Consider the following 12,755-nt stretch of genomic DNA (forward strand, 5'->3'; position numbering starts at 1 on the left):
CCTGATAAATAATGCTCTTATTTTAACTTGTAAACTTCTGTACCTGCTAATAGGAAACATCCTACACCATAATCTTCAAAATCGGGAACACTTTTGTAAGTTACCGGCTGCCCGTCTTTCGGTTCTTTGCCTGTTCCTTGTACATAGCCCAAGAAACCATTCGGATGAACTGCCTCTTTTACCATTGCATTCCATGCTTTCAGTGCAACAGGGAGATATTCTTTACGGTCGAGTAATCCGTTGCGGATTCCCCATGCCATTCCGTATACAAACAAGGCTGTGCCCGAAGTTTCTTTACCTCCGAAATTGCTTTCATCGTGGAGGCTTACGTTCCAGAAGCCGTCTGTACGCTGACATTGCTTCAAGGCTTTGCTCATGGTCAGGAAGTCATTGATATAGTCCTGACGATGTGTTTCGTCAGCGGGAATTTCATCCAATACACGCACAAGGGCTGCATATACCCAACCGTTTCCTCTGGACCAGTAGCAGTTCTTGCCGTTCGGCTCTTTGTAAGGAGGATCAAAATCCTGATCGCGCCACCATAATCCTTCTTTGGCATTGTACATACCGGCTTCTCCTTCTGTGTTGCGGGTATAGGAATACAGATCCCACATTTTGTCATAGTACTTTTGTTCGCCGGTCATCTTGCCAAACTTGGCATAAATCGGCATTGCCATTTGTATAGCGTCAATCCAGTCCCAATCATTTACTTGTGGAGTATTTACGACCATATCGATGCTGGCTTTTATATTCCGGATCATGTTAGGGTCGGAGGGACACATATTATATAGGTCAATGTAAACTTGTCCGCAGCATTGGTCATCCGCATTGCGGGTCGTGTTTCCATTACGCATTCCCCATTTGTGGAAATTCGCCCAATCGTATGTATAGCTATAATAATCTTCGCGCGGGTAAATGCTATATAAAGCTATCAGCCCTTCATAATATACTCCGCGAGTCCAGATATTGCTGGGGCGAACTCTGCCAAAAAACGAGGGTAGGGTATAATCGGCATACTTTTTCATAAAGTAGTCGTTTACTTTTACGATGGTTGCCAAAGTCTCCTTTTGTTCGGGCAACTCTTGCGCACCGGCTGAACCGGCAGACATGCTACTCAGGAGAGTTGCTGTAATAAATGAGAGGAGTAATTTCTTCATGGTATAAAAACTGTTTATAAATAAAATTAGCTACTATAATTGATTTCACGGGCAAAGATAGGGGAATCTTTTTTCCTCTTCAATGGAATATTGTCCACAAGTATTTAAATTTGTCCATAATGCCTTCGGAAAGGGAGTGCGATGGTTAAAAAGGCAATTTATACATAGATTTGTACGATATTCTATTTTATGGGTAGACCATATCGCTTACTTTTGCACGACGTTATTCTAAATATGATAAGAACACTTTGATTAATGATAAAACTATGAAATGTACAAGCATCTTTTTTAGTTTGTTGGTAATAGCGACTTTTGTAGTTGCCCAGCCAAACTATGATTTTACTAAACTGAAACGAGAACATTTAGGACGTGGCGTAATTGCCATTCGTGAGAATCCGTCAACCGTAGTCGTTTCTTGGCGCTATCTTTCTTCTGATCCGATGGACGAATCCTTTGATATATACCGGGATGGTAAAAAGGTGAATAAACATCCGCTGAAAAATGCAACTTTCTTCCAGGATTCTTATCAGGGAACAGAACCTGCACTCTATACGGTAAAAGCTATAAAAGGTAAAACAGAAAGCAATTATCAACTGCCGGCAGATGCTCCGACAGGATATTTAAATATTCCTTTGGTACGCCCCGAGGGAGGTACTACTCCGTCCGGACAAGCATACACTTATGCTCCGAATGATGCCAGTATCGGTGATGTAGACGGGGATGGTGAATATGAGATTATTCTGAAATGGGATCCGTCCAATGCACATGATAACGCTCATGACGGTTATACGGGACCGGTGATTTTTGACTGTTATAAGTTGAACGGGCAGCAGTTGTGGCGTATCAATATGGGACGCAATGTACGCGCCGGTGCACATTATACACAGTTTATGGTCTTCGATCTGGACGGTGACGGCCGTGCGGAAGTGGTAATGAAGACCGGAGACGGAACAGTGGACGGAACGGGAAAGGTGATCGGTGATGCGAATGCGGATTATCGGAATGAGCGAGGACGTATTCTGACAGGCCCGGAGTATCTGACCATCTTTAACGGACTGACCGGAGAAGCAATGCAAACGATTGATTATGTGCCCGAACGTGGCAATCTGATGGACTGGGGCGACGGACGTGCCAATCGTAGCGACCGTTATCTGGCTTGTATTGCGTATTTGGATGGAGTACATCCGAGTGTGGTGATGTGCCGTGGATATTATACACGTACTGTATTGGCTGCCTATGACTGGGATGGTAAGAATTTGAAGAACCGCTGGGTATTCGACAGTAATAATCCCGGTTGCAGAGCTTATGCCGGACAAGGAAACCATAATCTTCGTGTAGGTGATGTAGATGGTGACGGCTGCGATGAGATTGTATATGGACAATGTACGATCAATAACGATGGAACCGGACTTTATTCTACCCGCATGGGGCATGGTGATGCTATGCATCTGACTCACTTTGATCCTTCCCGTCCGGGATTGCAGGTTTGGAGTTGCCACGAGAATAGAAGAGATGGCTCAACTTTCCGGGATGCAGCTACGGGAGAAATTATTTTCCAGATAAAGAGTAATACAGATGTAGGTCGTTGTATGGCTGCTGATATTGATCCTAATCATCCCGGAGTTGAAATGTGGTCTTTAGATTCTAAAGGTGTCAGAAATGTGAAAGGGGAAGTGATTGCTTCCAGAGTCAGAGGATTGTCTACGAATATGGCTGTCTGGTGGGATGGTGATCTCTTGCGTGAGTTGCTGGATCGTAATGTAGTCAGTAAATATAATTGGGAGAAAGGACTTTGTGAACGTATCGCTGTTTTTGAAGGTGCTCTTTCTAATAACGGAACAAAGTCAACTCCTTGTCTGCAAGGAGATATTGTAGGAGACTGGCGAGAAGAAGTATTGTTGCGTACAGCCGATAATACAGCTTTGAGGCTTTATGTCTCTACCATTCCTACGGACTACCGTTTCCATACTTTCCTGGAAGATCCGGTTTACCGTATCAGTATTGCGACTCAAAATGTGGCTTATAATCAGCCTACTCAGCCCGGATTCTATTTTGGTCCGGAGTTGCGTGGCACTATATTCAGAGGATGTAAAATACCTAAAAAGTAAATTATGAATTATCGTATGATGACCGTTGCTGCGTTATTGGTAGCACTACCTGCCTGTGCGCAGAAAAAGAAAGCAGTAATCAATGATTCAAATACTCCTTTGCATTTACTGCAACCTGCTTATCAGGGTACTTATGGTGATTTGACCCCCGAACAGGTTAAAAAAGACATCGATCGTGTTTTTGCATATATAGATAAGGAGACACCGGCTCGTGTAGTGGATAAGAATACCGGTAAGGTGATTACGGATTATACTGCAATGGGGGATGAGGCGCAGCTGGAACGCGGAGCTTTCCGTCTGGCAAGTTATGAATGGGGTGTCACTTATTCCGCTCTGATAGCGGCTGCCGAAACAACAGGTGATAAGCGTTATACTGACTATGTTCAGAATCGTTTCCGCTTTTTGGCGGAAGTCGCTCCGCATTTCAAACGTGTCTATGAAGAAAAAGGGAAGACTGATTCGCAATTGTTGCAAATCCTGACTCCTCATGCGTTGGATGATGCGGGAGCCGTATGTACTGCCATGATTAAATTACGGTTGAAAGACGAGTCTCTTCCGGTTGACGGATTAATTCAGAATTACTTTGATTTTATCATCAACAAAGAATATCGTCTGGCAGACGGAACGTTTGCCCGTAATCGTCCTCAGCGGAATACTCTTTGGCTGGATGATATGTTTATGGGCATTCCGGCGGTAGCGCAGATGAGTCGTTATGATAAGGAAGCGAAGAATAAATATCTGGCAGAAGCCGTGAAGCAATTCCTGCAATTTGCAGACCGTATGTTTATCCCCGAAAAGGGATTGTACAGACACGGATGGGTGGAAAGCAGTACGGATCATCCGGCTTTTTGCTGGGCACGTGCCAATGGATGGGCGCTGCTGACAGCTTGTGAACTGCTGGATGTATTGCCGGAAGATTATCCCCAACGTCCGAAGGTGATGGATTATTTCCGTGCTCATGTGCGTGGAGTGACGGCGTTGCAAAGTGGAGAAGGACTTTGGCACCAGTTGCTCGACCGTAATGATTCTTATCTGGAAACTTCTGCAACTGCTATCTATGTATATTGTCTGGCACACGCCATTAATAAAGGTTGGATTGATGCGATAGCGTATGGTCCTGTTGCCCAGTTGGGATGGCATGCCGTCGCCGGAAAGATAAATGAAGAAGGACAGGTGGAAGGCACTTGCGTAGGCACCGGTATGGCTTTCGATCCGGCTTTCTATTATTATCGTCCGGTCAATGTATATGCGGCGCATGGATACGGACCGGTGCTTTGGGCAGGTGCGGAAATGATTCGTTTGCTCAACACCCAGCATCCTCAGATGAATGACAGTGCCGTGCAATATTATCAGGAAAAGCAGAAGACAACAGCTCCTATCTTTGCGGTAGATAGTGAATAAATAAAAGATTAACTTTAAAATATAGGAACCATGAAACGAGAAGCATTCAAAATGTATCTGAAACCGGGCTATGAAGCAGAATACGAAAAAAGGCATGCCGCTATCTGGCCTGAATTAAAAGCACTGCTTTCAAAAAATGGGGTGTCAGATTATTCTATATATTGGGATAAAGAAACCAATATTCTATTTGCTTTCCAGAAAACAGAAGGAGAAGGAGGTTCGCAGGACTTGGGCAACACAGAGATTGTACAGAAATGGTGGGATTATATGGCAGATATCATGGAAGTGAATCCGGACAATTCACCGGTTTCAATACCATTGCCGGAAGTCTTTCATATGGACTAGAACCCTTAGACAGAATTGATATCAGGGGGATGTTTGATTAAAAAACAAGCATCCTCCTGATACTATTTATGGATTGTTTCTTTATTATTTCAACTATCTTGACTATTTTTGTCTGGCATTTATCATTAATCTTAGAATCTATATGACACAGAGGCGCATATTACTTTTCACATTGTTCATGACTCTTGTTTTCAATGCGGCTTACGGTGGCATTGAACTCCGTTCCAAACAAATGAGAACAAGTGACGGACTTCCGAATAACTCAGTTCGGTACCTGTATCAGGATAGCAAAGGCTTCTTGTGGTTGGCTACCCTAAATGGGTTAAGCCGCTATGATGGCAACTCTTTTCTGACTTTCCGTCCGGAAATTGGTGATAAAGTCTCTTTGGCTGATAATCGGATTTATGACCTTACCGAAGACAAAAATGGTTTTTTATGGATCTCTACAACTCCGGAATTGTTCAGTTGTTATGACTTGCAACGTGCCTGTTTTGTAGACTATACGGGGACTGGTGCGCTGGAAAAGAATTATTCGTCTATATTTGTTGCTGCTAATGGGGATGTATGGCTCAGACATTCCGGCAATGGTTGTCTCAGAATGGTCCATCAGAAAGACAGACAGATGGTGTCTACGGAATTTAAGACGGAGCGTGGAAATCTTCCGGATAACCGGGTACAGTTTGTAAATGAAGATGCCGGCGGACGAATCTGGATCGGGACACAGTGCGGCTTAGTTTCCGTATCCGACGGACAGTATAAGGTAGAAGACAGATTACTCCATTTTACTTCTTCTCTGGCATTCAAGAATGATATGTATTTTCTGACAGCGGACGGAGACATCTACTGCTATCAGACTACAAAGCAAAAACTGACAAAAGTCGGTTCGCTTTCTGCTGTTGCGGGTAAGACGTCACCTACGGGAAACTTCCTGTTGAACGATAAATGGGTCATCCTTACCAATACCGGGGTTTTTAACTATGATTTCAATACACGCAAGATCAGTGTGGACTCTGGTCTGAACATCAGAAATGGTGAAGTGATTTGTGATAATCATGGTGACTTCTGGATATATAATCATACGGGATGTGTCACTTATATTTTGGCCAAGAATGGAGCAAGAAAAGAATTTCAGTTGATACCTGAAGATAAACTGGGATACATTGATTATGAACGTTATCATATTGTCCATGATTCCCGGGGAATCATTTGGATTTCTACTTATGGTAACGGATTGTTTGCCTATGACACGACAGAGGATAAGTTAGAACATTTTCTGGCTAATATAAATGATCAGAGTCATATAAGTTCGGATTTTCTGTTATATGTGATGGAGGATCGTGCCGGAGGTATTTGGGTAAGTTCAGAGTATTCCGGTTTATCCCGTATTTCAGTTCTGAATGAAGGAACCTCGCGTATTTATCCCGAATCCCGTGAATTATTTGACCGCTCGAATACGATTCGTATGTTGACTAAAATGCCGGATGGGGATATTTGGGTCGGAACACGTAAAGGCGGATTATATACGTTTGACTCGAATCTTCATTCCAAAATGTCCAATCAGTATTTCCATTCCAATATTTATGCGATAGCAGAAGATAATCAAGGCGAAATGTGGGTGGGAACCCGTGGAAATGGATTGAAGATCGGAGATTCATGGTATCGCAATGAAGTCTCGGATCCGGCTTCGTTATCAGAAAATAATGTCTTTTCTCTTTTTCGTGACCGGAAAGACCGTATGTGGATAGGTACCTTTGGCGGTGGGCTTGAACTGGCAGAACCGACGACTGATGGCAAGTATAAATTCCGTCATTTTTTACAGCAGAAGTTTGGTCTGCGTATGGTGCGAGTAATAGAAGAAGACGATAATGGAATGATCTGGGTGGGCACCAGTGAGGGTGTGTGCATCTTTCATCCGGATTCATTGATAGCTGACAGTGACGATTATCATCTGTTCAATTATACAAACGGTACATTTTGCAGCAATGAAATCAGATGTATCTACCGTGATACGAAAGGACGTATGTGGGTGGGGACATCTGGCTCCGGCTTGAATCTTTGTGAGCCGGAAGATAATTACCGTTCATTGAAATATGAACATTACGGAACCTCTGAAGGATTGGTTAATGATGTGATTCAATCAATTTTGGGGGACAATAACGGAAACTTATGGGTAGCTACGGAATATGGTATTTCTAAGTTTAACCCGACTAATCATTCTTTTGAAAATTATTTCTTTTCTTCCTATACTTTGGGTAATGTTTATAGTGAGAATAGTGCTTGTGTGGGAGTAGATGGAAAATTGCTTTTCGGCACAAATTACGGTCTGCTTGTCATTGATCCGGATAAAATACAGGATAGCGAAACTTTTTCTCCGGTGGTCTTTACAGATTTGCATGTGAATGGTACCCAGATAAATCCTACTATGGAGGATTCTCCATTGAAACAATCGCTTGCTTATTCGGATGAAATTACTTTGAAGTATTTTCAGAATTCATTCTTGATAGATTTCTCTACTTTTGACTATTCGGACAGCGGACGTACAAAGTATATGTACTGGCTGGAAAACTATGATAAGGGATGGAGCACACCTTCTCCGTTGAATTTTGCTTCTTTTAAATATTTGAACCCAGGTACTTATGTACTTCATGTGAAGTCATGTAATGGAGCAGGTGTTTGGAATGAAAGTGAAACAACCTTGAAGATTGTCATTGTGCCTCCTTTCTGGAAGACGAACTGGGCTATGTTGGGATATGTGCTGCTGCTGATTGTAACTTTATATTTTACTTTCCGTATTGTGCGTAACTTTAACAGTCTGCGTAATCGTATTAATGTGGAAAAACAGTTGACGGAATATAAGCTGGTTTTCTTTACTAATATTTCCCATGAATTTCGTACTCCGTTAACTTTGATTCAAGGAGCGTTGGAAAAGATTCAACGGGTTGCTGATATTCCCCGTGATCTGATACACCCGCTCAAAACGATGGATAAAAGTACTCAGCGAATGTTGAGGCTGATCAATCAGTTATTGGAGTTCCGCAAGATGCAGAATAATAAGTTGGCGCTCTCTTTGGAAGAAACGGATGTGATTGCTTTCCTTTATGAAATCTTCCTGAGTTTTGGTGATGTAGCGGAGCAAAAGAATATGAATTTCCGTTTTATTCCGTCTATACCGTCTTACAAGATGTTTCTTGATAAGGGTAATCTGGATAAAGTGACTTATAACCTGTTGTCTAACGCTTTTAAATATACCCCTTCGAACGGTACGATTATACTTTCTGTTACGGTAGATGAAGTGAAGAAGACATTGCAGATTCAAGTAGCAGATACAGGTGTTGGTATTCCAAAAGAGAAGCAAAATGAGTTGTTCAAGAGATTTATGCAGAGTAGTTTTTCCGGTGATAGTATCGGAGTTGGTTTGCATCTGAGTTATGAATTGGTACAGGTGCATAAAGGTACGATTGAATATAAAGACAATGACGGCGGAGGTTCTGTCTTTACCGTTTGTATCCCGACGGACAAAAGTGTTTATTCGGAGAAAGATTTCCTTATTCCCGGTAATGTCTTGTTGAAAGAGGCAGGCGGGCAGGCACATCATTTACTGGAACTTTCGGAAGAACTACCGGAACCGGAGAAAATAGCAGAACCTTTGAATAAGCGTAAAGTATTGATTATAGAAGATGATAATGATATCCGTGAATTTTTGAAAGAAGAAGTAGGAGTTTATTTTGAAGTTGAAGTAGCTGCTGACGGAACTTCCGGATTTGAGAAGGCTCGTACCTATGATGCTGATTTGATTATTTGTGACGTACTGATGCCCGGAATGACCGGATTTGAAGTGACAAAGAAATTGAAATCTGATTTTGCGACAAGTCATATCCCGATTATCTTGCTGACAGCATTGAATTCTCCGGAAAAACATCTGGAAGGAATTGAAGCCGGTGCTGATGCCTATATTGCGAAGCCGTTCAGTATAAAACTTCTGTTGGCACGCGTATTCCGCTTGATAGAACAGCGTGATAAGTTGCGGGAGAAATTCTCCAGTGAGCCGGGAATTGTTCGTGCTGCCGTATGCTCTACTGACCGTGATAAGGAATTTGCCGACCGATTGGCTGTTGTACTGGAACAGAATCTTTCTCGTCCGGAATTCTCTATTGATGAGTTTGCTCAATTGATGAAATTAGGACGAACGGTATTTTATAGAAAACTGCGCGGAGTGACGGGGTATTCTCCCAATGAATATTTGCGGGTTGTACGAATGAAAAAAGCGGCTGAGTTGTTATTGTCTGGTGAGAATCTGACTGTTGCGGAAGTTGCTTACAAGGTTGGCATCAGCGATCCGTTCTATTTTAGTAAGTGCTTTAAGACTCAGTTTGGGGTAGCACCGTCCGTATATCAACGCGGTGAAATGAAAGAACAGGGAGAAAATGAGACGGCAGAAGCCTGAGTAACCAAGCTTTCTAAATGGTAGTTTAAATCTTCTCTGTAGTGCCCGATGTGAATGATAGACCTTGTATTTGTGTACAATAGTCTATGGTCGAATAGTAAAAGTACCCTTATTTTTGCAGGAGAATATTACTATAAAATTAAAGGATCATTGATCATGAGAACACTCTTTTTTATCTTGTTTTTTGTATTAGGCTTTTGTCATATTCAGGCGAGAGGGCAGAAGCCTGCACATGTTATAATAACAGCTGGTCAGTCAAACACGGATGGACGAGTACCTAACAATCGTTTACCGGATTATATAAAGGCAATGGCTGTGGATAGTACGTATACTGCGGGAGCCTACAAATATTGCCATATTGCCCATAATCGTACAGATGGTATGTTTGTTCCATTTTGGCCATTGAGTCATCCTAAAAGTAAGCCTTATACGTGGGGATATGATGCGATTGCTTATTATTGGTTGGAACAGTTGTTTCAGGAAGATTTTTATGTTATCAAGTGGGCTATCGGTGGCACTGCCATAGCTGCTCCTGTTACTACTCCTTTTCGGGGAACTTACTGGTCTGCCGACCCGAAATGGTTGGCAGAGAATACAGCTACCAGTGAGAAAGGAAAATCTTTATTACTTTCTTTGATTGCCAATATTGATGCGAGTATTGATCAGACACTTTCCAAACTAAAGCAAGGTTATCAGATTGATGCTTTCGTTTGGCATCAGGGAGAAAGTGATTATGAGCACGGAAAAGAATATTATCAGAATCTGAAAGGAGTAGTTTCCTATGTGCGTAACCACTTGACGGAGAAAACCGGAAAAGATTACTCTGAACTTCCATTTATATTTGGTACCGTATCCAGGAAAAACAAACGGTATAATAGTGATGTTGAGGAAGGAATGCGTCGCTATGCAAAAGAAGATAAGAACGCTTATCTGATTGATATGTCGGAAGCGGAACTAATGGGAGATAAACTTCATTTTAATCAGGTTTCTGCCGAGTATATGGGTAAACAGGTATATGAACAAATTAAAAAGACTCTTTCGGATGATCCTCATGTATATGTCGCCAAATATAAAGGAGACAGAGCTTGTGCTATCAGTTATACATTTGATGATGGGTTGGCGGAACATTCAACTGTAGCTGCCCCTGAGTTGGAGAAACGTGGTTTTAGAGGTACTTTCTGGGTATGCGGCTATTATACGGAACAAGGTGCATCTGCAAAGGTACCTCGAATGACTTGGGATGAGTTGCGTGAAATGTCAAAGAAAGGACATGAGGTTTCCAGCCATAGCTGGGCACATAAGAATGCCAAACGATTGACTATAGAGCAAGTTAAATCGGAGATAGAAAAGAATGATAGTGCTATTTATGCTAATATTGGCATTGTACCTCGTACCTATTGTTACCCATATAATTATAAGACAGAAGAAATAGTCAGTATGGCTTCTAAAGGCAGGGTCGCTACACGTACTAAACAAATTTCAATCGGAGGAAAGTCAACTCCCGAACGGTTTGACAAATGGTTGAAGGATTTGATGAAAGCGGAAGATTGGGGAGTAGGTATGACGCACGGCATTAATTATGGATATGATGCTTTCAAATCGCCTTCTTTATTTTGGGAACATTTGGATAAAGTGAAAAGTATGGAAGATCAGATTTGGGTAGGTACCTTCTGTGAAGTGGCATCTTATATCAAAGAAAGGGAGGAGATACAATTGAAAGTCTCTAATAAAAAGAATGGTATGACAATTACTCCCAAGTTGAAATTAGATAGAAAACTGTTTGCTGAGCCATTGACGATGGTGATTCAAGGGGAAACTATGAATGGAATTCTGGTGAAGCAAGGCAGGAAAGAATTACCTGTGTATATAAATGGGAATAAAGTTATGTTTGACTTTAATCCTTATGGAGGAACTATTAAAATTCATTTTAATTAGGGGTGTGTACGAATAAAGTTTAACCTGATAATAAAATCAATAAAATAATGAAAACAAATTATCTATGTGGCCTCTTCCTTTTATGTGTGCTAGTATGGGGAAGATCGGAAGCACACGCTGAGAAACCGCTGAAGACTTTGGATCTGTATCTTTGCATTGGACAGTCGAATATGGCAGGGAGAGGAAAATTATCACCGGAAGTGATGGATACTCTACAAAATGTATACCTGCTGAATGCAGATGATCAGTTCGAACCCGCAGTGAATCCCTTGAACCGCTATTCTACGATAGGAAAAGGACTTAGCTGGCAACAAGTAGGACCTGCATATGGATTTGCCAAGACGATGGCTACTAAAAAACATCCGGTAGGCTTAATCGTCAATGCACGGGGAGGATCTTCGATTCGTTCATGGGTTAAGAATGCCAAACAGTCCGGCGGATATTATGATGAAGCAATACGACGTGCAAAAGAAGCAATGAAGTATGGTACATTGAAAGCAATTATCTGGCATCAGGGAGAAGCCGATTGTCATCATCCGGAAGCATATAAAGAGAAGATTATTCAGTTGATGACAGACTTACGTAATGACCTGGGAATGCCTGATTTACCAGTTGTCGTAGGACAAATAGCACAATGGAACTGGACAAAGAAACCTTATATTCCCGAAGGTACAAAACCCTTTAATGACATGATAAAAGAGATCTCCACTTTTTTGCCCCATAGTGCTTGTGTGTCTTCCGAAGGACTTACTCCGTTGAAGGATGAAACGGATCCTCATTTTGATGCAGCAAGCCAGATTACTTTAGGCAAACGCTATGCTAAAGAAGTTAAGAAACTAATAAAGAAATAGCTGGTCGTTTCAGACTACACTCATTTCTGTTTAAACATATACATAGGAAATATTTATCCATTGTTATTGTCACTTGTCACTTTTCTGATTTAAGTGTTTTATAATAAAGAAGATAGGGGTGACAATAGAGGGTGATAATAAGGTGACAATAGAATGTATCTTCCATTCTTATTGTGTAAGCGTCTCCGCGATGCCGTTACTTCTTCCATTTATCCGGTAATAGTCCTCTGAGATATTTTTTATTTGTATTGGGATTTACCATTACAAATTTGTTTAATATGTCTTTGAAGTATTCAAATGTATTAATTCCATTTAGCCTGCATGAACATGCCAGTGAATATATCAGTACTGCTCTTTTTGCTCCCTGATGACTTCCGCAAAATAGTGAGTTCCTTCTGCTCAGGCTTATATATCTGTTAATCCTCTCAATGGCATTATTGTCCATTTCATACTCGGGTCTGAGCATATAATTGCATAATGCTGGAAATTCATTCAGGGTATAATTGACCGCTTT

The 12,755-nt window shown here is 41.6% G+C and carries 8 protein-coding genes; 6 read left to right on the top strand and 2 right to left on the bottom strand.

Annotated elements, in window-relative coordinates:
• Nucleotides 1-17 precede the first annotated feature (17 nt).
• Complete coding sequence (locus HMPREF9007_RS22520; RefSeq protein ID WP_008759848.1) at nucleotides 18-1,157, bottom strand: glycoside hydrolase family 88 protein; 1,140 nt, start codon at nucleotides 1,155-1,157, stop codon at nucleotides 18-20.
• 266 nt (nucleotides 1,158-1,423) lie between these two features.
• Between HMPREF9007_RS22520 and HMPREF9007_RS22515 the strand changes: the two genes are divergently transcribed.
• The 6 genes from HMPREF9007_RS22515 (at nucleotide 1,424) to HMPREF9007_RS22490 (ending at nucleotide 12,241) form a co-directional block, all read left to right on the top strand.
• A complete protein-coding gene (locus tag HMPREF9007_RS22515; protein ID WP_008764392.1) occupies nucleotides 1,424-3,265 on the top strand; it encodes a rhamnogalacturonan lyase in 1,842 nt (613 codons plus the stop codon).
• A 3-nt stretch (nucleotides 3,266-3,268) separates the two neighbouring features.
• Nucleotides 3,269-4,666, top strand: coding sequence for a glycoside hydrolase family 88 protein (locus tag HMPREF9007_RS22510; protein WP_008759850.1), 1,398 nt, complete (start codon nucleotides 3,269-3,271; stop codon nucleotides 4,664-4,666).
• Between the two features lie 30 nt (nucleotides 4,667-4,696).
• A complete protein-coding gene (gene rhaM, locus HMPREF9007_RS22505; protein ID WP_008759851.1) occupies nucleotides 4,697-5,011 on the top strand; it encodes an L-rhamnose mutarotase in 315 nt (104 codons plus the stop codon).
• A gap of 142 nt (nucleotides 5,012-5,153) precedes the next feature.
• Nucleotides 5,154-9,455: a two-component regulator propeller domain-containing protein gene (locus HMPREF9007_RS22500; protein ID WP_008759852.1), complete on the top strand. Its 4,302-nt coding sequence runs from the start codon at nucleotides 5,154-5,156 to the stop codon at nucleotides 9,453-9,455.
• Nucleotides 9,456-9,611: 156 nt separating this feature from the next.
• The gene (locus tag HMPREF9007_RS22495; RefSeq protein WP_032850104.1) at nucleotides 9,612-11,390 is read left to right on the top strand and encodes a polysaccharide deacetylase family protein; all 1,779 of its coding nucleotides are present in this window, start codon (nucleotides 9,612-9,614) and stop codon (nucleotides 11,388-11,390) included.
• A 47-nt stretch (nucleotides 11,391-11,437) separates the two neighbouring features.
• Complete coding sequence (locus HMPREF9007_RS22490; RefSeq protein ID WP_008759854.1) at nucleotides 11,438-12,241, top strand: sialate O-acetylesterase; 804 nt, start codon at nucleotides 11,438-11,440, stop codon at nucleotides 12,239-12,241.
• Between the two features lie 196 nt (nucleotides 12,242-12,437).
• Here HMPREF9007_RS22490 and HMPREF9007_RS25715 read toward each other — a convergent pair.
• Nucleotides 12,438-12,755, bottom strand: a 318-nt coding sequence (locus HMPREF9007_RS25715) for a transposase (RefSeq protein ID WP_129593451.1), incomplete at its 5' end; no start/stop codon positions are given.

Source organism: Bacteroides sp. 1_1_14 (genome assembly GCF_000162515.1).
GTDB classification, from domain to species: domain Bacteria; phylum Bacteroidota; class Bacteroidia; order Bacteroidales; family Bacteroidaceae; genus Bacteroides; species Bacteroides thetaiotaomicron.